We start from the raw sequence: 20,563 nt of genomic DNA, 5'->3' as shown, positions 1-20,563 counted from the left end.
TCAGACCTGCCCCCGCAACTGCTCAAACAACATCCGGCTCACCGGCGACAACACCGCTTCATCGCGCACCACTAGAATCAACGCCCGATCCGACCAGTCATCGGTCAACGGCACCGCATGTAACCCCAGCGCCCGGCCAAACAGTTCATACGCCTTCTGCGGCAAGATCCCGATGCCCATGTTGGCCTGGACCATCCGGCACATCGCATCGAACCCCGGCACATGAATCCGCAATCGCAACACCTTGCCCGCCTGACGCGCAGCGGCGTGGGTGCGCATGTTGATGGAACTGGCGGAATGCAGGCCGACGTAATCGCTGCCCAGCGTATCGGCGAACGCCAGGCTGGAGCGGCTGGCCAATGGATGATCCGGCAGCATCAGCACCACCAGTTTGTCCTGGCGATACAGCACGCTGTGCAGACCTTTCACATCGCTGTCGCTGGAACAGATCCCGAGGTCTGCCACGCCATCCAGCACCCCTTGGATGACCCCGCTGCTGGGACGCTCCTCGAGGTCAGTCTTGACCTGCGGATGGCGCTCGGAGAAGTCCCGCAGGTCTTCCGGCAGAAACTGAATGATCGCCGACAGGTTGGCGAGCATCCGTACATAACCACGAATGCCGTGGCTGTGTTCACCCAATTCAAGGCCCATTTTTTCGACGTTGAACAGCATCTGCCGGGCGTGATGCAGCAGGGTTTCGCCCGCCGGCGTCAGGGTCATGCCCTTGGCCTGGCGCACGAACAGACTGATGCCCAACGCCTCCTCCAACTCCATCAAACGCTTGCTCGCCGCCGACACCGCGATAGCCTCGCGGGTCGCGGCACGGGTGAGCGTGCCTTCTTCGTGGACAGCGACGAACAGCTGGAGGGTGATGAGGTCGAGGCGGCGGATCAGGCTTTTTTGCAGCATGAGTGGGCTCGATGGTTTGGGTTTGGCCGAGTCGGGAGGATATCGCCATTCAGCTCTGGCAACACAAAACCATGGACGATTCGTCCTCGACCAATTGCCTAGGTATAGTCTTGCCGCCCAAGGCTTTCCATGAAAAGCAGCACCACCCTCCTCGTCACTTGCAGCACCGTTTTTCTCGCGCAGTTGGGCATGAGCATTTACCTGCCGGCGCTGCCGGAAATGGCTCGATATCTGTCTGCCGACGCCTCGCAGGTTTCCTGGGGATTGGCGGTGTATTTGATCGGCATGGCACTGCCGATGCTGTTCTGGGGCAGCCTTGGGCAGCGCATTGGCCGAAAACCGGTACTGCTCGCGGCGCTCGGCATCTATGGCGTAGGCAACCTTGCGTTGCCCTTGGGCCAGACACTCGAAACTTTTCTGTTTTTCAGACTGGTTCAGGGCATCGGTGCCAGCGGGATTTCGGTCATGGCCCGGGTGTTGATCCGTGACAGTTTCCGTGGCGACCTGTTGGCTAAAGCACTGTCGTGGATTTCGATTTCTTTCGTGGTAGCACTGGGGATTGGCCAGTACCTGGGGTCGATCATCCAGGTCGCGTTGGGCTGGCCGGCGATTTTCTACCTGCTGGGCGGTGTGAGTCTGTTGCTGGCGATGATCGTGGCACGGGTCACGTTCCCGATGCGGGTAGACGACACTGTTCAATCATCCGCCTGGCCGAGCTACTGGCGCATTCTGCGTGATCGAGCCTTCCTGCTTCCGGCGCTCACCGGCGGGCTGGGTTATGGGGTGATCATCGCGTTCAACACCGCAGCGCCATTGATTCTGCAAGGACCGTTCAACTGGTCGGCTGTGGAGTACGGATTATTGGGTTGGCCAATCAGCGCGGCCTATTTCCTGGGAGCATTGGGGGTCAACGGTTTGGTGCTGCGCACGGGTCAGCGGCGCTTGATGACGGCGGGCGTAAGTCTGGTACTGGCCGGCAGCGCGGTGATGTTATTGGGGAGCGTCGCAGGCACTTCGATTGCACTGCTGTTCTGGTTGCCCTACTGCGTTGCGGTGTTGGGCCAGTCGTTGAATTACCCGATCAGCCTGTCATTGGCCAACGACGGTTCACCGGTCGGTGGTGCTTATGCGATGGCGTTGAGCGGGTTCATTCATCAACTGATGGCTGCCGTCATCGGTGGGATTGCCAGTCTGATCGCCAGTCAGCAGCCATGGCCGCTGTCGCTGTTATGTACGTTGCTGGCCTTGGGCGCGATGCTCTGCGTGTGGTTCGCGCCCGGCCGCAAAACTGCTTAAAACGCGTTGCGGAAAATCTCCTCGATCTGCCGCTGATCCGCGGCCCGTGGGTTGGTCACGCCACACGCGTCTTTCAGGGCGTTGGTGGCGAGGGTCGGGATGTCGTTGAGCCGGGCCCCGAGTTCGCGCAGGCCAGCGGGAATTTCGACGTCTTTCGCCAGGCTACGGATCGAAGCGATGGCCGCCTGGGCGCCCTCTTCCGGGCTGAAGCCGCGGATGTCAGCGCCCATCGCGTGGGCCACGTCGGTCAGGCGTTCGGCACAGACCAAGGCGTTGAAGCTTTGCACATGCGGCAGCAGCACGGCGTTGCACACGCCATGGGGCAGGTCATAGAAACCGCCCAGCTGGTGAGCCATGGCGTGGACATAGCCCAACGAAGCATTGTTGAACGCCATGCCCGCGAGGAATTGCGCGTACGCCATGTTTTCCCGAGCGGCCAAGTCGCTGCCATCGCGAACGGCCAGGCGCAGGTTGTTGCTGATCAACGTGATGGCCTTCAACGCGCAGGCATCGGTGATCGGGTTGGCGGCGGTGGATACGTAGGCTTCGATGGCGTGGGTCAGCGCGTCCATGCCGGTGGCGGCCGTCAGGCTCTTGGGCATGGCGACCATCAGCGCCGGGTCGTTGACCGACAGCAGCGGCGTGACGTTGCGGTCGACGATGGCCATTTTCACGTGGCGCGATTCGTCGGTGATGATGCAGAAACGCGTCATCTCGCTGGCCGTGCCGGCAGTGGTGTTGATCGCGATCAGCGGCAATTGCGGCTTCTCGGATTGATCGACGCCTTCGTAATCGCGGATCTGCCCGCCGTTGGTCGCGCACAACGCGATGCCTTTGGCGCAGTCGTGGGGCGAACCACCGCCCAGCGACACCACGAAATCACAGCGACTTTCCTTGAGCAGCCCCAGGCCGCTCTCGACGTTGGCAATGGTCGGGTTGGGCCTGGCGCCGTCGAAGATCACCGAGTCGATGTCCTGCATTGCCAGCCTCTCGGCAATCATCGCTGCCACGCCGGCCTTGGCCAGTCCCATGTCGGTGACGATCAGCGCCTTGCGAAAGCCGTACTTGCCAATGGCGTCCATGGCTTCGTCGAGGCAACCGATGCCCATGATGTTGACCGAGGGGATGAAAAAGGTGCTGCTCATGAGCGAATCTCCTGGCGGGGGGCCGAACCGGTACTGCCGATCCAGCCGATACCCACAGGATCGACCCATCGATCACAGCGGATGTTGATCTGGCTCAAGTCCCGGTCGTGATAAAGTCGCCGCCCATCCGACCTTTTGCTTTTTGAGACGACCACCGCAATGACTGATTTCCAGGATGTCGATGCCCAGCTTGAAGACTGGAACGCCTTGCGCGCCACCGCCTCGATCAGTGGCCTGCTGGTGGGCAACGGTGCCAGCCGCGCCGTGTGGGACGATTTCGGCTACGACTCGCTGTTCGAAAACGCCCGCACCGTCGAAGAAAAGCCCCTGAGCCAGTCCGAGCTGAGTGTGTTCGACGCGATGCAGACACGCAGTTTCGAGCAGGTGCTGGGCGCGCTGAAAACCACCAGCCGCGTGAACAAGGCCCTGGCTGTCAGTTCCGCCGCGCCGCGCAATCGCTACTACGCGATCAAGGAAGCGCTGATCAATACCGTGCACGCGGTGCATATCCCGTGGCGGTTGGTGGTGCCCTCGACGCTGGCGACGATCAGTCAGGAACTGGGGTGTTATCGGACGGTGTTTACCACCAATTACGACTTGCTCAACTACTGGGCCATTCAACACCAGCCGGATGCCATTACCGACCTGTTCCAGGGCGCCGAGCCGGGTTTTGACCTGAGCGCCACGGCGACCGATAAAACCCGCTTGCTGTACCTGCACGGCGGTTTGCATCTGGTGCGCAATCAGGACGGCACGGCACGCAAACTGATGTCGACCGAGGGCACGTTGCTGGGCAGTTTTGCGATCAACAACACGATCAAGACGCTGGATGACGTGCCGCTGTTTGTGAACGAAGGGCCTAGCGCGGACAAACTCAAGACCATTCGCAGTTCGGATTATCTGTCGTTTTGCTATGACCAGTTATTAGGGCATGACGAGGGGTTGTGCGTCTTCGGGCATGCGTTGGGTGAGCAGGACAGCCACATCATTCATGCGCTGCGCCAGGCGAAACCGAAAGTGGTGGCGATTTCGATTTATCCGCGCAGCAAGGCGTTTATCCAGCATCAGAAGCGGCATTACGCGAAGGTGTTTGAGGGGACCGGATCAGAATTGCGGTTTTTTGATTCGAAGACGCATGCGTTGGGGAGTCCGAAGCTGACGGTTCCTGTCGAGGTTTAGCGGCGACGCTAATGGCCCCTTCGCGGGCAAGCCCGCTCCCACAGGTTTTGTGAACGGCGCAAATCCCTGTGGGAGCGGGCTTGCTCGCGAAGGGGCCAGTCCAGTCAACTCATTCTTCCGCGCTATGCACCACCACCAGCAACTGCGCCTGAACCTCACCCACCGAGCGAATCCGGTGCGGTTTCTGCGCATTGAAGTGCAGCGCATCCCCACGCTCGAGCAGCACGCGCTCGTTCATGAAATCCACTTCCACCTGTCCTTCATGGACGAACAGAAACTCTTCCCCCAAGTGTTCCTTGAAGGTTTTGTCCGCGAACTCGAACGGCGGGTAGATGATGAACGGCAACAAACTGCGCTCACTGACCTGATGCGCCAGCACCGCATAGCCGGGGCTTTCATCATTGGCCGCCAGCGACTGACGCTCGTGGCTGCGCACCAGGCTGTAGCTGTCGAGGCTGACGTTGTCTTCGGAGAACAACTCCTCGACCTTCACGTTCAGCGCCTTGGCCAGTTTCAGCGCAGCGGCAATCGACGGCGTGTTCAACCCGCGTTCGACTTTCGACAGATAGCTCTTGGTCATGCCGGATTTTTCGGCCAGGGCCTCTAGCGTCACGCCAAGTTTTTTTCTCAGTAATTTCAAACGGATAGACATGTAGAACGATTAATCCATCAAGGAGGCGACGATTTGTCCTTGCCAATGACACAAAGTGTCATATAGCCTCTGCTGTGTCATTTGCATGAAACCACCCAAGGACACCGATATGGCCAAGACCTTAGCACTACCCAAAGAGCAACTGGTCAAGCAAGCGTTGACCCAGATGCAAAATACCCTGGCGGATAATACGTGGACCGACCGGCAAAAGCTGGCCCTGACCTGCCGGATTCTGTTCGAGAATGGTCACGACTCCGGCCTGGCCGGGCAAATCACCGCCCGCGGCCCGCAACCGGGCACTTACTACACTCAACAACTGGGCCTGGGTTTCGACGAAATCACCGCCAGCAACCTGCTGCTGGTCAACGAAGACCTGGAAGTGCTTGAAGGCCACGGCATGCCTAACCCGGCTAATCGTTTCCACAGCTGGGTGTACCGCGCCCGGCCGGACGTGAACTGCATCATTCACACGCACCCGACCCACGTCGCGGCGCTGTCGATGCTGGAAGTGCCGCTGCAGATTTCCCACATGGACCTCTGCCCGCTCTACGACGATTGCGCATTTCTCGAAGGTTGGCCGGGTGTGCCCGTCGGTAACGAAGAAGGCGAACTGATTGCCGGCGCACTCGGCGACAAACGGGCGATCCTGCTTTCGCACCACGGCCAGTTGTCGACGGGCACGACCATCGAGGAAGCCTGTGTCATTGCGCAACTGATCGAACGCGCCGCCAGGCTGCAATTGCTGGCAATGAGCGCCGGGACCATCAAACCGATCATTCCGGAGCTGGGCCGCGAAGCCCATGACTGGATCTCGAAACCCAAGCGCCATGGCGCCGCGTTCAACTACTACGCTCGGCAGAACCTGCGTCAACACGCCGATTGCCTGAACTGAACCCACACACTTTGAAGAGGAGCGTCGCCATGTCGACCCCAACGATTCACGGCATCATCGGCTACACCATCACCCCGTTCACCGCCAATGGCGAAGGCGTTGATCTCGACGCGCTCGGGCGCTCCATCGACCGCCTGATCGACGGCGGCGTCCACTCGATCGCACCGCTCGGTAGCACCGGCGAAGGCGCATACCTGAGCGACGCGGAGTGGGATCAGGTCGCCGAATTCAGCATCAAACACGTGGCCAAACGCGTGCCGACCGTCGTCAGCGTGTCCGACCTGACCACCGCCAAAGCGGTACGCCGCGCACGTTTCGCCGAAGCTCACGGCGCCGACGTGGTGATGGTGCTGCCGACCTCTTACTGGAAACTCAGCGAAGCGGAAATCCTCGCCCATTACCGCGCCATCGGCGAGAGCATCGGCGTGCCGATCATGCTCTACAACAACCCGGCCACCAGCGGCACCGACATGTCGGTGGACCTGATCCTGCGCATCGTCAACACCGTGGACAACGTGACCATGGTCAAGGAAAGCACCGGCGACATCCAGCGCATGCACCAACTGCAACGGCTCGGCGAAGGTCAGGTGCCGTTCTACAACGGCTGCAATCCGCTGGCGCTGGAAGCGTTTGCAGCAGGGGCGAAAGGCTGGTGCACGGCGGCGCCGAACCTGATTCCGCAACTCAACCTGGATCTGTATGAAGCGGTCCTGGCCAACGATTTGAGCAAGGCGCGCGACCTGTTCTATCGTCAGTTGCCGCTGCTCGATTTCATTTTGAAGGGTGGCTTGCCGGCGACCATCAAGGCCGGCTTGCGTGCGACCGGGCTGGAATCGGGCGATCCGCGGTTGCCGGTGTTTCCGCTGGGTGAAGCTGGGCTTGGTCAGTTGCAGAGTTTGTTGGAGGAATTGCGCTGATACTGGCGAACACAAAAAACATTGTGGGAGCGGGCTTGCCCGCGATAGCGGTCGTACATTCAACCTCTTCGTCGAATGTTAAGCCGTCATCGCGGGCAAGCCCGCTCCCACATTGGGTTATCGGTGTTTTTAGAGCACCGGCAAGGTCTTGTCCTTGATCACCGTCGTCGGGCCGTTGGCCTTTACGCTCGCGATGCCTTTGTCCAGTGCGGAAGCGGACGAGTAGGCCTCGCTGCTGCCGATAATCTCGTGATTGCCGGCCTTCAGATTGAAGTAGGGATGGCCATCCTTGGTGGTCTTTTTCTCGTAGCGCTCGTCCAGCGGACTATTGGCCTGAACCGATGCGATGCCTTTGTCGGCAGCGCCACGGGTGGTGTACAGCTCGCTGGTAAGAATGGGTTCGGCGTTGGCCGCTTTCAGCACAAACCTGAACTGGCCATTGCTGCTTTTGCTCACTTCGTACCATCCAGACATGCTCTTTCTCCTTGGCAATTGAGAGGTTTCGCGCTTCAGAGTAAAGACCAGCCTGGGATATCTGTCGCCTGTACCGCCCCCTTCGCGAGCAAGCCCGCTCCCACAGGGGAACGTATTCCTATGTGGGAGCGGACTTGCTCGCGAAAGGGTCTACGCGGTCTGTGCTATTTCACCACCGCCCGCACCACCGACAACTCCGGCGCCTGCACCCGCCGCTGCGACAAATACCGCGTACAACTCACCCGCAAAAACGAAGCAAAATTCACCACTTCCCCACGGTAATCCATCACCTCTTCATACAGCTTGGCGATCAACTGGTTGGTGGTCATGCCGTCGACCTCGGCGATTTCGCTGAGGATGTCCCAGAACTGATTCTCCAGCCGCAGGGTGGTGACCACCCCGCAGATGCGCAGCGAGCGGGAGCGCGATTCGTAGAGAATCGGATCGGCTTTGACGTAGAGCTCGCACATGGAATCGTCCCTCGTTACAGCGTGATTTTGGTGCCCAGCAAGCCGAGGAAACCGGCGAGCCAGCTCGGGTGGGCCGGCCAGGCCGGGGCAGTGGCCAGATTGCCTTGAACGTGACCTTCCGTCACCGGGATATCGATGAACGTGCCGCCCGCCAAGCGGACTTCCGGCGCGCAGGCCGGGTAAGCGCTGCACTCGCGGCCTTCAAGAACGCCTGCCGCTGCCAGCAATTGCGCACCGTGACACACGGCGGCGATCGGCTTGCCAGCCTTGTCGAAGGCGCGTACCAGGTCCAGGACTTTTTCGTTCAGGCGCAGGTATTCCGGTGCGCGACCACCGGGGATCAACAGCGCGTCGTAGTCGGCTTCGGCGACCTTGGCGAAATCGAAGTTCAGGGCAAACAGGTGGCCGGGTTTTTCGCTGTAGGTCTGGTCACCTTCGAAGTCATGGATCGCCGTGCGCACGGTCTGGCCGGCGGATTTGTCCGGGCAGACGGCGTGCACCGTGTGACCGACCATCAGCAATGCCTGGAACGGCACCATCACTTCATAGTCTTCGACGTAATCGCCGACCAGCATCAGGATTTTCTTGGCAGCCATGGGGAGGACTCCTCTGGGGAATAGGCAGGAGTATTCAAGGTAGTCCTTATCCGTGGGGGTGGGTAATAACCAGCTACTACCTGATGGACCGCGTTATCGTTTCATCGCGGGCAAGCCACGCTCCCACAGGTTCTGCGCCGCTCTTGCGGCCGATGCTAAACCTGTGGGAGCGAGGCTTGCCCGCGAAGAGGCCCTCAAACTGTACGGATAACTCCGCGCCTAGCTGTAACAGAGCAAACCCCGCGGTTTGTGGCTAGATGAAGCCACGTCCAATCACCCTGAATTCTGGTTGCCATCATGTCCTCCCGCGAAAACACCGGCATGGCCCTCGGCCTGCTTGGCGTTGTGATTTTCAGCCTCACCCTGCCCTTCACACGAATCGTCGTGCAGGAACTCCATCCGCTGCTCAACGGCCTGGGCCGTGCGCTGTTCGCGGCGATTCCGGCCGCGATACTGCTGCTGTGGCGCCGGGAAAAATGGCCGACCTGGAAACAGGTCAAAGGCCTGACGCTGGTGATCGCCGGGGTAATCCTCGGTTTCCCGGTTTTATCGGCCTGGGCGATGCAAACGTTGCCTGCGTCCCACGGCGCGTTGGTCAACGGCCTGCAACCGCTGTGCGTGGCGTTGTATGCCGCATGGTTGTCCCACGAACGACCGTCGAAAGCCTTCTGGGCCTGTGCCGCGCTGGGCAGTGCGCTGGTGCTGGGTTACGCGCTGATCAGCGGCGCCGGCAGCATTCAGGCGGGTGATTTGCTGATGCTCGGCGCGATTGCCGTGGGCGGTCTGGGCTATGCCGAAGGTGGCCGCCTGGCCAAGGAGATGGGCGGCTGGCAGGTGATCTGCTGGGCGCTGGTGCTGTCGACGCCGCTGCTGATCGGCCCGGTGGTGTACCTGGCGCTGCAACATCAGGGCGAGATTTCAGCCAAGACCTGGTGGGCGTTTGGTTACGTCTCGCTGTTCTCGCAGTTCATCGGTTTCTTTGCCTGGTACGCCGGTTTGGCCATGGGCGGTATCGCCCGGGTCAGTCAGATCCAGCTATTGCAGATCTTCTTCACCATCGCGTTCTCGGCGTTGTTCTTTGGCGAACACATTGAGCCGATCACCTGGCTGTTTGCTGCCGGGGTGATCGTGACGGTGATGCTGGGCCGCAAGACAGCCATCAAACCCGCCCGCATTGCCACCGCATGACCCTGGCCAAACACGAACGCATTGCCACCGCATGACCGTTGCAGGAGCCAGGCTTGCCGGCGAAAGCGATCATGAGGACGCCTTCGCCGGCAAGCCTGGCTCCTACAGGGTTAGCCGCGGCCATCAGGCTCCATAGGGATCAGAGGTAGCCGTCGGCCCGCAGCAAGGTTTCCAGGCAGTGTTCCGTGATGTGGTAGAAATCCTTCAATTCCTGAATCTTCACCAACAGCTGGGCCGGGTCCACCGGCTCGGCGCGTTTGACTGCCAGGATCATCTTGTTCTTGTTGGTGTGGTCCAGTGAGATGAACTCGAACACCTTGGTTTCATAACCGCAGGCTTCGAGGAACAGCGCCCGCAAACTGTCGGTGACCATTTCCGCTTGCTGCCCCAGGTGCAAACCGTATTGCAGCATCGGCTTGAGCAGCGCCGGGCTCTGGATTTGCAGGCGGATCTGCTTGTGGCAACACGGCGAGCACATGATGATCGACGCGCCGGAGCGGATGCCGGTGTGGATCGCATAGTCCGTGGCAATGTCGCAGGCGTGCAGCGCGATCATCACGTCCAGCTCGCTCGGCGCCACGCTGCGCACGTCACCGCACTTGAACACCAGGCCCGGATGTTCCAGCTTCGCGGCGGCGGCGTTGCACAGGGTGACCATGTCTTCACGCAGCTCGACCCCGGTCACTTCGCCTTCGGCGTTCAAGGTGTTGCGCAGGTAATCGTGGATCGCGAACGTCAGGTAACCCTTGCCCGAACCGAAATCCGCAACCCGCACCGGCTTGTCCAGCGCCAGCGGCGAAGTGGTCAGCGCGTGGCTGAAGACTTCGATGAACTTGTTGATCTGCTTCCACTTGCGCGACATCGCCGGGATCAGCTCGTGCTTGCTGTTCGTCACACCGAGGTCGGCGAGGAACGGCCGGCTGAGGTCGAGGAAACGGTTTTTCTCACGGTTGTGCTCGGCGGACGGCACTTCACGCAATTGCTGAGGTTTGCTCTTGAACAGCGAAGACTTGCCCTTTTTGCTGTATTCGAGCTGGGCTTCGTCAGTCAGCGCCAACAAATGCGCATTTTTGAACGAGGCTGGCAACAACGCAGCGATGGTCGCCACGCCCTCGGCCAGCGGCAGGTTCTTGGTGATGTCGCGGGTCTTGTAGCGGTAGACGAAGGACAGGCAAGGCTGATCCTTGACGGTCAGTTGCTTGATGATCAGCCGCTGCAGATCCGCTTCGGTGCCGACGTACTTGGCCAGAACCAGCTTGATGAAGGCGTTGGCGTCGAGGCTGGTTTGCAGCAGGTCGATGAACTGGGCGTGGTGATCCGGCGCGAGGCTGGCGGGGGTGGCGGTGACGGACATGGAAAAAACGGCCTCGGGCGGAGCGAATCGGGAATGGCGGGTATTTTAGGGGGGATGGCCGTTCGGGACACGCAGTTATTTACCGAACGGTGAGAATCCTCAGGCGAGTGAAGTTCCCTGTGGTGAGGGGGCTTTTGTGGTGAAGGGGCTTTTGTGGCGAGGGGGCTTGCCCCCGTTGGGCTGCGAAGCGGCCCCCTGCATTCTTTCAGTTACACCGTGCAAACCGGATTTACGACTGCTTCGCAGTCGAACGGGGACAAGTCCCCTCGCCACAAAAGCCCTCTCGCCCACAGAAGGTGTGTCAGCCCAACACCACCAACCGATTCGGCAACTCATTCCGCACATGCGTCACCGGCACATGCACCTTGAGCAACTCGCCGCACGCCTCGACGCACGTCACAAACCCCTGCAACGTCTGCCCCTGCTTCACCTGCTGGGTGAACACCGCGACAATCGCGTCCCAGTTCTTGTTATCCAGCCGTTTGGAAATCCCTTCGTCCACCAGGATTTCCACATAACGTTCGGCCTCGCAGACGAAAATCAGCATGCCGGTGCTGCCCACGGTGTGGTGCAGGTTCTGCTCCAGAAACTGCCGACGCGCCAGGTTCGAGGCGCGCCAGTGACGCACCGAGCGCGGGATCAAATGGGTGGTGACTTTCGGAATCCGGAACACCAGGCACAGCACGATGAAGGTGACCCACTGCACCAGCAACAGGCTGTGCATGGTCAGCCAGCCGGTCAGGTAATGCACGACACCCGGCACCACCAGCGCCAGCAAACTGGCCCACAGCAGCGGGATGTACGCATAGTCGTCGGCGCGGGCCGCGAGCACGGTCACCAGTTCGGCGTCGGTGTCGCGCTCGACCCGGGCGATTGCCTCGGCGACTTTGCGTTGTTCGTGTTCAGTCAGTAGTGCCATGTTTAACTGTGCTCACTCGCCATTGTTATTATCTGAAGGGTTATCACCAGCCGCCCGACGAACCGCCGCCCCCGAAACTGCCCCCGCCGCCGCTGAAGCCCCCGCCTCCACCGCCGCCACCAAAACCACCCCCGCCAAAACCACCGCTCGAGCCACCCGAGCCGCCTCGGCCGGCGGGCAGGATCCCGAACATCTGCAAGACGAATATCGTCAGGATGAACAGCAACACCAGGAACACAAACACCCCGGGATGTTGCGAAACGAAGTCACTCTCCTGATTGCCGCCGGAGTCGTACACCGTCGACGGTTCATCCAGCGGACTGCCGCCCAACACCACCAGCATCGCCGCGACCCCGTCGCTGATGCCCTTGCTGAAGTTGCCGGTCTTGAACGCAGGAGTGATCACCTGGTTGATGATCACCGAACTCTGCGCATCGGTCAGCCGATCTTCCAGGCCATAACCAACTTCGATCCGCAACCGGCGCTCATCGCGCGCGACGATCAGCAGTGCGCCGTTGTTCTTGTCCTTCTGCCCGATGCCCCAATGACGACCGAGCTGATAGCCGAAGTCCGCAATATCAGTGCCCTGCAGGTCCGGCAACGTCACCACCACCAATTGTTCACCGGTGGCTTTTTCGTGGGCGTTGAGCTGTTGCGTCAACTGCTCGCGCACTGAGGGTTCGATCATTTGGGCGTTATCCACCACCCGCCCGGTCAGCTCCGGAAATTTGAGCTCGGCCCGGGCCGTCAGGGCAAACACCCAGAGCAACAGCACCAGGCCCACTTTCAACACGCGCATTGGCAACCTCATCCGTGGTAATGCTGCAAGCCGGTCAGAACTTCACTTCAGGTGCTTTCTCGGCACCGGGACTGGTGGCTTCGAAGGTTTCACGAATCGGCAGATCGCTGTACATCACGGTGTGCCACAAGCGCCCCGGGAACGTACGGATTTCGGTGTTGTACTTCTGCACCGCGAGGATGAAATCACGACGCGCCACGGCGATGCGATTCTCGGTGCCTTCCAGCTGCGATTGCAACGCCAGGAAATTCTGGTTGGCCTTGAGGTCCGGATAGCGCTCGGAGACCACCATCAAACGGCTCAAGGCACCGGTCAGCTGATCCTGCGCTTGCTGGAACTGTTTGAGCTTCTCGGGATTGTCGAGGGTGCTGGCATCCACCTGGATCGAAGTCGCCTTGGCCCGGGCTTCGATCACCGCGGTCAGGGTTTCCTCTTCATGCCTGGCATAGCCCTTGACGGTTTCCACCAGATTGGGGATCAGGTCGGCGCGGCGCTGGTACTGGTTCTGCACCTGGCCCCAGGCCGCCTTGGCCTGTTCGTCGAGGGTCGGAATGTTGTTGATGCCGCAACCGGCCAGCAACGTGGTCAGCAACATCAAGGCTGCGACGTGCAGGCTCGACCGAGTGTGGTGTCGTACATTCATCTGGTTTGATGCTCCCTTGTACATTCCGTTGAAAAAACAACCAGCGACCTTCTGAACGGCCTCTTGGGGCATAATCTGCCGCCGCCACTGGATTGCATCGAGCCAATGGGCTAAAAGATGCCCCAGCGCAAAAAAACACTGCAGAAGTGTGCTGCATTTACCTGAACAACAATAGTCGCTCCCTAAATTTTGGCTGACCGGCGCGTATTCCCTGCCGTTTAGGCTTTAGAGAAAACCATTCATGAAGAAGCTGTGTTTGCTGGGCCTGTTCGTCAGTCTGGCCAGTCATACCGTATTGGCCGCCACGACGCCCGCACCTCTGGAGAACAAGGACGCTTTCATCAGCAACCTGATGAAGCAGATGACCCTCGATGAAAAAATCGGCCAGTTGCGCCTGATCAGCATCGGCCCGGAAATGCCCCGGGAGCTGATCCGCAAGGAAATCGCCGCTGGCAACATCGGCGGTACGTTCAACTCCATCACCCGCCCGGAAAACCGTCCGATGCAGGACGCGGCCATGCGCAGCCGGTTGAAGATCCCGATGTTCTTCGCCTATGACGTGATCCACGGCCATCGCACGATTTTCCCGATCCCGATTGCACTGGCGTCGAGCTGGGACATGGACGCCATTGGCCGGTCCGGGCGCGTCGCCGCCAAGGAAGCCGCGGCGGACAGCCTCGACATCACCTTCGCACCGATGGTCGACATCTCCCGCGACCCGCGCTGGGGCCGGACTTCCGAAGGCTTCGGCGAAGACACCTATCTGGTGTCGCGCATTGCCGGCGTGATGGTCAAGGCGTTCCAGGGCACCGGCGCGAACGCGGCCGACAGCATCATGGCCAGCGTCAAGCACTTTGCCTTGTACGGCGCGGTCGAGGGGGGTCGCGACTACAACGTCGTCGACATGAGCCCGGTCAAGATGTACCAGGACTACCTGCCCCCGTACCGCGCGGCGATTGACGCCGGTGCCGGCGGGGTGATGGTTGCGCTGAACTCGATCAACGGCGTGCCGGCCACTGCCAACACCTGGCTGATGAACGACCTGCTGCGCAAGGAATGGGGCTTCAAGGGCCTGGCGGTCAGCGACCACGGGGCGATTTTCGAGCTGATCAAGCACGGCGTTGCCGCTGACGGTCGCGAAGCCGCGAAGCTGGCGATCAAGGCCGGCATCCACATGAGCATGAACGACACCCTGTACGGCAAGGAGCTGCCGGGGCTGTTGAAGGCCGGCGAGATCGAGCAAAGCGACATCGACAACGCCGTGCGTGCGGTGCTGGACGCCAAGTACGACATGGGCCTGTTCAAGGACCCGTACCTGCGCATCGGCAAGGCTGAGGATGATCCGGCCGACACTTACGCCGACAGCCGCCTGCACCGCGCCGAGGCCCGCGACGTCGCGCGTCGCAGTCTGGTGCTGCTGAAGAACCAGGGCGAAACCCTGCCGCTGAAGAAAACCGCGAAAATCATGCTGGTCGGTCCGCTGGCCAAAGCACCGATCGACATGATGGGCAGTTGGGCTGCCGCTGGCCGTCCGGCTCAATCGGTCACGCTGTTCGACGGCATGACCCACGCGCTGGGCGATAAATCGACGCTGATCTACGCCCGTGGCGCCAACATCACCAGCGACAAGAAGGTCCTGGACTACCTGAACTTCCTCAACTTCGATGCCCCGGAAGTGGTGGACGACCCGCGTTCGGCGCAAGTGCTGATCGACGAAGCGGTGAAAGCCGCCAAAGATGCCGATGTGGTGGTGGCAGCGGTGGGCGAATCCCGTGGCATGTCCCACGAATCGTCGAGCCGTACCGACCTGAATATCCCGGAAAACCAGCGCGAGCTGATCCGCGCCTTGAAAGCCACCGGCAAACCGCTGGTACTGGTGTTGATGAACGGCCGGCCGCTGTCGATTCTCCAGGAGAAGGAACAGGCTGACGCGATTCTGGAAACCTGGTTCAGCGGCACCGAAGGCGGCAACGCCATCGCCGACGTGCTGTTCGGCGACTACAACCCGTCGGGCAAACTGCCGATCACCTTCCCGCGTTCGGTGGGTCAGATTCCAACCTACTACAACCATCTGAGCATTGGCCGGCCGTTCACGCCGGGCAAACCGGGCAACTACACCTCGCAGTATTTCGATGACACCACAGGCCCGCTGTTCCCGTTCGGCTTCGGTCTGAGCTACACCGATTTCAGCCTGACCGACATGGCATTGTCATCGACCACGCTGAACAAGACCGGCAAGCTCGACGCGAGCGTCATGGTGAAAAACACCGGCAAGCGTGACGGCGAAACCGTGGTGCAGCTGTACATCCAGGACGTGACCGGCTCGATGATCCGGCCGATCAAGGAACTGAAGAACTTCCAGAAAATCACGCTCAAGGCCGGCGAACAGAAAGTCGTGCACTTCACCATCACCGAGGATGACCTGAAGTTCTTCAATGCCCAGCTGAAGTACGCGGCAGAACCGGGCAAGTTCAACGTGCAGATCGGCCTGGATTCCCAGGACGTGACGCAGCAGAGTTTTGAGTTGCTGTAACGCTTCCAGGCAACACATTACAAATGTGGGAGCGGGCTTGCTCGCGAATGCGGACTGTCAGTCGACATCATCGTTGACTGACACGGCCCCTTCGCGAGCAAGCCCGCTCCCACAGTGGTTTTGGGTGTGACGACTATCCGCGTTTATCCAGCAGATTCACCACCAACCGATCGACCCATCCCCAAATCCTTTGCTTGATTCGTCGCCACAGCGGCCGGCGTTGCCATGCCTCCAGGCTGACTTCCTGGCTCAGCGCAAAATCCTTTTCGAAACTTGCCGCCACCGCCCTCGTCAACCCTGGGTCCAGTGCTTCAAGGTTGGCTTCCAGGTTAAACCGCAAATTCCAGTGATCGAAGTTGCACGAGCCGATACTCACCCAGTCATCCACCAGCACCATTTTCAGGTGCAGGAAACACGGCTGGTATTCGAAGATCTTCACCCCGGCCTTGAGCAGTCGCGGGTAGTAGCGATGCCCGGCGTAGCGCACCGACGGGTGATCGGTGCGCGGACCGGTCAACAGCAGACGCACATCAACGCCTCGACCGGCGGCCCGGCGCAATGAGCGGCGGACTTTCCAGGTCGGCAGAAAATACGGCGTGGCCAGCCAGATCCGCTTCTGGCCACTGTTCAGAGCGCGGACCAGTGACTGCAGAATATCGCGGTGCTGACGGGCGTCGGCATACGCCACGCGGCCCATGCCCTCACCTGTGGACGGCACGCGCGGCAATCGCGGCAGGCCGAAGTGCGAAGCAGGCTTCCAGGCACGCCGATGACGGTTGGCGATCCATTGGCGGTCGAACAGCAACTGCCAGTCGATGACCAGGGGACCGGTGATTTCCACCATCACTTCGTGCCATTCGCTGGTGTCTTCGCCCGGCGTCCAGAACTCATCGGTGACACCGGTGCCACCGACCACCGCCATGCTCTGATCGACCAGCAACAGCTTGCGATGATCGCGATAGAAATTGCCGACCCAGCGCCGCCAACTCAGGCGATTGTAGAAACGCAGTTCCACGCCCGCCGCCATCAGACGCTGACGCAAGGTCAGGGTGAACGCGAGGCTGCCGTAATCATCGAACAGGCAGCGCACACGGACACCACGCTCGGCAGCCTGGACCAACGCCTGAACCATGGCTTCGGCACAGGTGCCCGCCTCCACCAGGTACAGCTCCAGTTCAACCTGCTCTTCGGCGCGGGCAATTGCGACCAGCATGCGCGGGAAGAACTGCGGACCGTCGATCAGCAGTTCGAAGCTGTTGCCTTCACGCCACGGAAAAATCGCGCCGGCCATGTCAGCGCGCCGTGAAAATCAGTACCGCACCCACCGGTACCGACAGACTGATCGCCGACAAACCCGCGACCTTGCGCAAGTTTTCCAGCCCCGGCGCCAGATCGAAATCCGCCGCGTTGATCACCAGCGGCTCAAGCGTCACCACCTGAAAGCGCCGGTCATCCAGACGGGTTGCCAACAGCTCGGCGTTGTAGTCGTGTTGTTTGCCATGGAGGTTGACGGTCACCGGCAGGCGCAATTCGAGTTGCGCGCCGGGCGCGAGGTCGTTGATCGGGCGCAGATCGATTTGTGCGGTGATCAAGGCTTCGGGGAAGGTCTGGATCTCGAACAACTCCTTGCGCATGCGTTCGTCACGCAAGGGAATGCCGCTGTTCACCGACTCCAGCTCGACTTCCACCTCGGCCAGGCCTTTGGGACTGACCTTGCCGTGCAGCACCAGAAAGCGCTGAACTTCGGAAATGTTGGCGTTTTTGGTACTGACGAACGACAGCCGCGAAGACTCGCCGTCCAGGTACCAATTGGCCTGGGCTGATAACGTGGCGCCGGTCAGCAGTACAAAGGCCAGGGTTTGGATAAGGAACCGCTTGAACATAAAGACTCGTGGGGGAAATAAACCTGCACGAACCTTAACCGCCCTGAGGCAGGTTGCAAACTCTAATGCCACGGATCTTGAGTCAATGACATACCCCCTCGCCACAAAAGCTTCACCGTGTTCAGGGAGTCAGGCGGCAGCCCTGGCGTTCACCGATCCACATGGCGCGGTTGCTGCGGCCCATGCCGCTGACCATCACCTGTTTGCTGACGGGATCATCGGCAAAGGCGCTGAAAGGCAACCACTGCTTCACATACCCACGGCAATACTCGACGTCGTTATTCATCACATACCGGCACGAGCAATACTCCTTGGCGGTGTAGGCGCTGATGATGTCCGGGAACGCCCACAGCGCCACCCGCTCCTGCCAGATCCAGCCGAGCAAGGCGATCAGCAGGATCAACCCCAGCGTGCTGAACGGTCGGCGGCGGACAAAAGAGCGGTGATTCATGGCTGCACCTTCCCGGCGAAGGCCATGCGCGCGAGTCTGAGCAGTTCGTTGTGTCGATAGCTGCCGTCGCGATCATCGCCGTAGCGCACGATCACCAGGTGTTCGCTGGGGATCACGTACATCGCCTGGCCCCAATGGCCGAGTGCGGCGAAGGTGTCGGCGGGGGCATCGGGCCAGGGTTGTGCGGCGCCATCCGCTGCACGATTGAGCCACCAATGACCGCCCGGCACCGCCTCGTCCTGATGGGCTCGATAGCGGTCGAAAGGTTGTCGGTTGAAGGCGACCCAATCCTTGGGCAGCAATTGCCGGTCGCCCCAACGACCGTCGCGGGCCATCAGCAGGCCGACTCGTGCCAGGTCCCGCGCGGTGAGGTAGGCATAGGACGAGGCGACGAAGGTGCCCGTGGCGTCGGTTTCCCAAACGGCGTGGCGAATGCCCAAGGGTTCGAACAGCGCGGTCCATGGATAGTCGGGATAGCGTGCCGGGCCGACGATGTTTTTCAGCGCTGCGGCCAGCAGATTGCTGTCGCCACTGGAATACCGAAAGGCCTGGCCGGGCTGCGCATACTCGGGGTGATCGGTGGTGAATGCGGCCATGTCGTGATGACCGCGTGTGTAAAGCATCGCCACCACCGAGGACTTCAACGGCGCGTATTCGTAGTCTTCCTGCCAGTCCAGGCCGGAGGCCCAGTGCAGCAGATCGGCCATGGTGATCGCGGGGTGTGTTTGCAGCGGTGGATAGAATTTCAGCACCGGGTCCTGAAGCGTGAACAGGCCTTCGCCGTAGGCCACGCCAAGGACCGCGGCCATGAGGCTTTTGCTGATCGACCAGGTCAGGTGCGGCGTGTCGGCAGTGGTCGGGCCGGCGTAGCGTTCGTAAATCACCTGGCCATCGCGGATCACCAGCAGGGCGTCGGTGCGGATGCCTTTTCGGGTGGCGTCGTCGCGGGGTGGGAAGGCGTAGGTTTCCAGGGCTTGAATGGCCGGGCCGGTGAGGGTCGGGCCGGTGGACCATTGCTCGGCGGGCCAGTTTTCGGCGTGGGTCGTGGGACTTAGCAGCAGCATGAACAGCAGGGGCAAGCCTTTGAACATGGTGGGGGCTCGGAGAGTTGAACCTGCTGAGCCTAGTCGAGGTTGATGACAGTTTTGGAGTTTTGTCCTTGAGGGCGCCTTCGCGGGCAAGCCTCGCTCCTACAGGGACAGCGTGTAACCCGTAGGAGCGAGGCTTGCCCGCGAAGAGGCCAGTCAACTCACCGCTAACGCCTTGGCTAATCGCTTACCTCTTGCCCCCACTGCCAGATCCATCACCGACTGATCCCGCTGCCACATCGCCGCCCACTCCGGCGGGCCATCGGCCAATGCCTGATTCACCTCCCCCTTCAACCCGTCAAACTGCGCAAACAACCCGCCCAGCAGAACATGCCCGGCGGGATTGTTCGGCGCCTGCCGGCTGACTTCCGCGCACCCGGCCAACAGCGCCAGCAAACGCAATAACAAGCCCTGAGGCCAGTCGCTGTCCTGACCCACCCCATACAACCACGCCGTCATGGCGCTCAGCACATAGATGTCTTCGAGGGTGCGGAACGGTTTGACGTACGCATCCCAGCCATCCCCCGCCAGCAACTCACACAAGGCATTGTCGAGAAACAGCCGACCGTGGCTGATGTCCGGCATCAGCGGGATCGCCGGGAGTTTTTCCACCCGGACACCCGGTTCACCGGGATAGACCACGGCCAGGCTCAGGCGTGGACCATCGCCCGGTTCTTCACTGCGGGTGGCGATCAACAGCCAGTCCGCGGCATCGCCGGCGGTGACGAAATCCTTGCGTCCGTTCAGGCGCAGGTCGGTCAGACGTGTCTGCATGTCCGCCACCCGCAGGCTGCGCTGTTCGGTCGCGCACAACGCGCCGAGGCTCGGCGGCGCGCTCGGCCAGAGCATGCGCAACGCCGCTTGATAGCCCACCAGAAAGGCCAGCCCCGGTGTCGCCATCAGGCGTCCGCCGACCACCGCCAATTCAAACGGCGTCACCGTCCCCAATTGCTGCAACAACGTCGCGAAAGCCTCCGCCAAGTCTGGATTGGCGGGCAAGCGGTCGCGGCGATTCAACAGGGTTTGCCAGGGCATAAGAGGCTCCTCGTGGGCTGTCATATAAGCATCACCAAAGCTTCATGGCGATGACACCGGGGCTACATAGCCTGACTTTGCACAACAAGGCTGGATAAAGAAAGTCGATCCGCTGTAACCCAAAGACGGGTGAGCAGCCC

21 protein-coding genes are annotated in these 20,563 nt (G+C 60.8%); 6 read left to right on the top strand and 15 right to left on the bottom strand.

What is annotated here, in order from left to right:
- Nucleotides 1-909, bottom strand: a complete 909-nt coding sequence (locus J2Y86_RS24770) for a LysR family transcriptional regulator (RefSeq protein ID WP_253437636.1) — start codon at nt 907-909, stop codon at nt 1-3.
- A gap of 129 nt (nt 910-1,038) precedes the next feature.
- On the opposite strand from J2Y86_RS24770, the gene J2Y86_RS24765 reads away from it, so the two are divergent.
- Nucleotides 1,039-2,205, top strand: a complete 1,167-nt coding sequence (locus J2Y86_RS24765; protein WP_253437633.1) for an MFS transporter — start codon at nt 1,039-1,041, stop codon at nt 2,203-2,205.
- On the opposite strand, the gene yiaY is transcribed toward J2Y86_RS24765, so the two are convergent.
- Nucleotides 2,202-3,350, bottom strand: coding sequence for an L-threonine dehydrogenase (gene yiaY, locus J2Y86_RS24760; RefSeq protein ID WP_253437630.1), 1,149 nt, complete (start codon nt 3,348-3,350; stop codon nt 2,202-2,204). The two genes, J2Y86_RS24765 and yiaY, sit on opposite strands and share 4 nt — an antisense overlap.
- A gap of 159 nt (nt 3,351-3,509) precedes the next feature.
- Between yiaY and J2Y86_RS24755 the strand changes: the two genes are divergently transcribed.
- The gene (locus J2Y86_RS24755; RefSeq protein WP_253437627.1) at nt 3,510-4,529 is read left to right on the top strand and encodes a DUF4917 family protein; all 1,020 of its coding nucleotides are present in this window, start codon (nt 3,510-3,512) and stop codon (nt 4,527-4,529) included.
- A gap of 109 nt (nt 4,530-4,638) precedes the next feature.
- On the opposite strand, the gene J2Y86_RS24750 is transcribed toward J2Y86_RS24755, so the two are convergent.
- Complete coding sequence (locus tag J2Y86_RS24750; protein WP_253437622.1) at nt 4,639-5,181, bottom strand: helix-turn-helix domain-containing protein; 543 nt, start codon at nt 5,179-5,181, stop codon at nt 4,639-4,641.
- A 109-nt stretch (nt 5,182-5,290) separates the two neighbouring features.
- On the opposite strand from J2Y86_RS24750, the gene J2Y86_RS24745 reads away from it, so the two are divergent.
- A complete protein-coding gene (locus J2Y86_RS24745) occupies nt 5,291-6,073 on the top strand; it encodes an aldolase (RefSeq protein WP_253437619.1) in 783 nt (260 codons plus the stop codon).
- 29 nt (nt 6,074-6,102) lie between these two features.
- The gene (locus tag J2Y86_RS24740; RefSeq protein WP_253437616.1) at nt 6,103-6,990 is read left to right on the top strand and encodes a dihydrodipicolinate synthase family protein; all 888 of its coding nucleotides are present in this window, start codon (nt 6,103-6,105) and stop codon (nt 6,988-6,990) included.
- 129 nt (nt 6,991-7,119) lie between these two features.
- Here the strand turns inward: J2Y86_RS24740 and J2Y86_RS24735 are convergent, their stop codons facing one another.
- From J2Y86_RS24735 to J2Y86_RS24725, 3 genes are all read right to left on the bottom strand, one after another.
- On the bottom strand, nt 7,120-7,464 hold the full coding sequence (locus J2Y86_RS24735) for a YegP family protein (protein WP_253437613.1): 345 nt from the start codon (nt 7,462-7,464) through the stop codon (nt 7,120-7,122).
- Nucleotides 7,465-7,628: 164 nt separating this feature from the next.
- Nucleotides 7,629-7,934, bottom strand: a complete 306-nt coding sequence (locus tag J2Y86_RS24730; protein ID WP_008025707.1) for a ribbon-helix-helix domain-containing protein — start codon at nt 7,932-7,934, stop codon at nt 7,629-7,631.
- 14 nt (nt 7,935-7,948) lie between these two features.
- On the bottom strand, nt 7,949-8,530 hold the full coding sequence (locus J2Y86_RS24725) for a DJ-1/PfpI family protein (RefSeq protein ID WP_008025704.1): 582 nt from the start codon (nt 8,528-8,530) through the stop codon (nt 7,949-7,951).
- 297 nt (nt 8,531-8,827) lie between these two features.
- Here J2Y86_RS24725 and J2Y86_RS24720 point away from each other — a divergent pair, with 297 nt between their 5' ends.
- Nucleotides 8,828-9,718, top strand: a complete 891-nt coding sequence (locus J2Y86_RS24720) for a DMT family transporter (protein ID WP_253437609.1) — start codon at nt 8,828-8,830, stop codon at nt 9,716-9,718.
- Nucleotides 9,719-9,857: 139 nt separating this feature from the next.
- Here the strand turns inward: J2Y86_RS24720 and J2Y86_RS24715 are convergent, their stop codons facing one another.
- From J2Y86_RS24715 to J2Y86_RS24695, 4 genes are all read right to left on the bottom strand, one after another.
- On the bottom strand, nt 9,858-11,072 hold the full coding sequence (locus J2Y86_RS24715) for a class I SAM-dependent methyltransferase (protein WP_253437605.1): 1,215 nt from the start codon (nt 11,070-11,072) through the stop codon (nt 9,858-9,860).
- 301 nt (nt 11,073-11,373) lie between these two features.
- Nucleotides 11,374-11,991, bottom strand: coding sequence for a TPM domain-containing protein (locus tag J2Y86_RS24710; protein WP_253437602.1), 618 nt, complete (start codon nt 11,989-11,991; stop codon nt 11,374-11,376).
- A gap of 43 nt (nt 11,992-12,034) precedes the next feature.
- On the bottom strand, nt 12,035-12,790 hold the full coding sequence (locus J2Y86_RS30220; RefSeq protein WP_301308790.1) for a TPM domain-containing protein: 756 nt from the start codon (nt 12,788-12,790) through the stop codon (nt 12,035-12,037).
- A 34-nt stretch (nt 12,791-12,824) separates the two neighbouring features.
- Nucleotides 12,825-13,433, bottom strand: coding sequence for a LemA family protein (locus J2Y86_RS24695; protein ID WP_253437599.1), 609 nt, complete (start codon nt 13,431-13,433; stop codon nt 12,825-12,827).
- Nucleotides 13,434-13,674: 241 nt separating this feature from the next.
- On the opposite strand from J2Y86_RS24695, the gene bglX reads away from it, so the two are divergent.
- Entirely contained in the window at nt 13,675-15,966 is a 2,292-nt protein-coding gene (gene bglX / locus J2Y86_RS24690; RefSeq protein WP_253437596.1) for a beta-glucosidase BglX, read from the top strand.
- A gap of 133 nt (nt 15,967-16,099) precedes the next feature.
- On the opposite strand, the gene J2Y86_RS24685 is transcribed toward bglX, so the two are convergent.
- From J2Y86_RS24685 to J2Y86_RS24665, 5 genes are all read right to left on the bottom strand, one after another.
- Nucleotides 16,100-17,257, bottom strand: coding sequence for a phospholipase D-like domain-containing protein (locus J2Y86_RS24685; protein ID WP_253437593.1), 1,158 nt, complete (start codon nt 17,255-17,257; stop codon nt 16,100-16,102).
- Nucleotide 17,258: 1 nt separating this feature from the next.
- The gene (locus J2Y86_RS24680; protein ID WP_253437590.1) at nt 17,259-17,849 is read right to left on the bottom strand and encodes a YceI family protein; all 591 of its coding nucleotides are present in this window, start codon (nt 17,847-17,849) and stop codon (nt 17,259-17,261) included.
- Between the two features lie 121 nt (nt 17,850-17,970).
- Complete coding sequence (locus J2Y86_RS24675) at nt 17,971-18,300, bottom strand: amidase (protein WP_253437587.1); 330 nt, start codon at nt 18,298-18,300, stop codon at nt 17,971-17,973.
- Nucleotides 18,297-19,391 carry a serine hydrolase domain-containing protein gene (locus J2Y86_RS24670; protein WP_253437583.1) on the bottom strand — a complete coding sequence of 365 codons (1,095 nt, stop codon included), beginning with the start codon at nt 19,389-19,391 and terminating at the stop codon, nt 18,297-18,299. The genes J2Y86_RS24675 and J2Y86_RS24670 overlap by 4 nt, the downstream gene beginning before the upstream one ends.
- A 153-nt stretch (nt 19,392-19,544) precedes the next feature.
- Nucleotides 19,545-20,423 (bottom strand): acyl-CoA dehydrogenase family protein, encoded by an 879-nt coding sequence (locus J2Y86_RS24665; RefSeq protein WP_253437580.1) that lies wholly within the window; start codon nt 20,421-20,423, stop codon nt 19,545-19,547.
- Between the last annotated feature and the right edge of the window lie 140 nt (nt 20,424-20,563).

This window comes from Pseudomonas migulae, assembly GCF_024169315.1.
GTDB lineage: Bacteria > Pseudomonadota > Gammaproteobacteria > Pseudomonadales > Pseudomonadaceae > Aquipseudomonas > Aquipseudomonas migulae_B.
Note: the sequence above shows the minus strand (reverse complement) of the source record. Positions and strands in the feature narration are given on the sequence as shown.

Coding starts and splice junctions, on each gene's coding strand:
- J2Y86_RS24770 (WP_253437636.1), bottom strand. CDS start 909: ATGCTGCAAAAAAGCCTGATCCGCCGCCTCGACCTCATCACCCTCCAG.
- J2Y86_RS24765 (WP_253437633.1), top strand. CDS start 1,039: ATGAAAAGCAGCACCACCCTCCTCGTCACTTGCAGCACCGTTTTTCTC.
- yiaY (WP_253437630.1), bottom strand. CDS start 3,350: ATGAGCAGCACCTTTTTCATCCCCTCGGTCAACATCATGGGCATCGGT.
- J2Y86_RS24755 (WP_253437627.1), top strand. CDS start 3,510: ATGACTGATTTCCAGGATGTCGATGCCCAGCTTGAAGACTGGAACGCC.
- J2Y86_RS24750 (WP_253437622.1), bottom strand. CDS start 5,181: ATGTCTATCCGTTTGAAATTACTGAGAAAAAAACTTGGCGTGACGCTA.
- J2Y86_RS24745 (WP_253437619.1), top strand. CDS start 5,291: ATGGCCAAGACCTTAGCACTACCCAAAGAGCAACTGGTCAAGCAAGCG.
- J2Y86_RS24740 (WP_253437616.1), top strand. CDS start 6,103: ATGTCGACCCCAACGATTCACGGCATCATCGGCTACACCATCACCCCG.
- J2Y86_RS24735 (WP_253437613.1), bottom strand. CDS start 7,464: ATGTCTGGATGGTACGAAGTGAGCAAAAGCAGCAATGGCCAGTTCAGG.
- J2Y86_RS24730 (WP_008025707.1), bottom strand. CDS start 7,934: ATGTGCGAGCTCTACGTCAAAGCCGATCCGATTCTCTACGAATCGCGC.
- J2Y86_RS24725 (WP_008025704.1), bottom strand. CDS start 8,530: ATGGCTGCCAAGAAAATCCTGATGCTGGTCGGCGATTACGTCGAAGAC.
- J2Y86_RS24720 (WP_253437609.1), top strand. CDS start 8,828: ATGTCCTCCCGCGAAAACACCGGCATGGCCCTCGGCCTGCTTGGCGTT.
- J2Y86_RS24715 (WP_253437605.1), bottom strand. CDS start 11,072: ATGTCCGTCACCGCCACCCCCGCCAGCCTCGCGCCGGATCACCACGCC.
- J2Y86_RS24710 (WP_253437602.1), bottom strand. CDS start 11,991: ATGGCACTACTGACTGAACACGAACAACGCAAAGTCGCCGAGGCAATC.
- J2Y86_RS30220 (WP_301308790.1), bottom strand. CDS start 12,790: ATGCGCGTGTTGAAAGTGGGCCTGGTGCTGTTGCTCTGGGTGTTTGCC.
- J2Y86_RS24695 (WP_253437599.1), bottom strand. CDS start 13,433: ATGAATGTACGACACCACACTCGGTCGAGCCTGCACGTCGCAGCCTTG.
- bglX (WP_253437596.1), top strand. CDS start 13,675: ATGAAGAAGCTGTGTTTGCTGGGCCTGTTCGTCAGTCTGGCCAGTCAT.
- J2Y86_RS24685 (WP_253437593.1), bottom strand. CDS start 17,257: ATGGCCGGCGCGATTTTTCCGTGGCGTGAAGGCAACAGCTTCGAACTG.
- J2Y86_RS24680 (WP_253437590.1), bottom strand. CDS start 17,849: ATGTTCAAGCGGTTCCTTATCCAAACCCTGGCCTTTGTACTGCTGACC.
- J2Y86_RS24675 (WP_253437587.1), bottom strand. CDS start 18,300: ATGAATCACCGCTCTTTTGTCCGCCGCCGACCGTTCAGCACGCTGGGG.
- J2Y86_RS24670 (WP_253437583.1), bottom strand. CDS start 19,391: ATGTTCAAAGGCTTGCCCCTGCTGTTCATGCTGCTGCTAAGTCCCACG.
- J2Y86_RS24665 (WP_253437580.1), bottom strand. CDS start 20,423: ATGCCCTGGCAAACCCTGTTGAATCGCCGCGACCGCTTGCCCGCCAAT.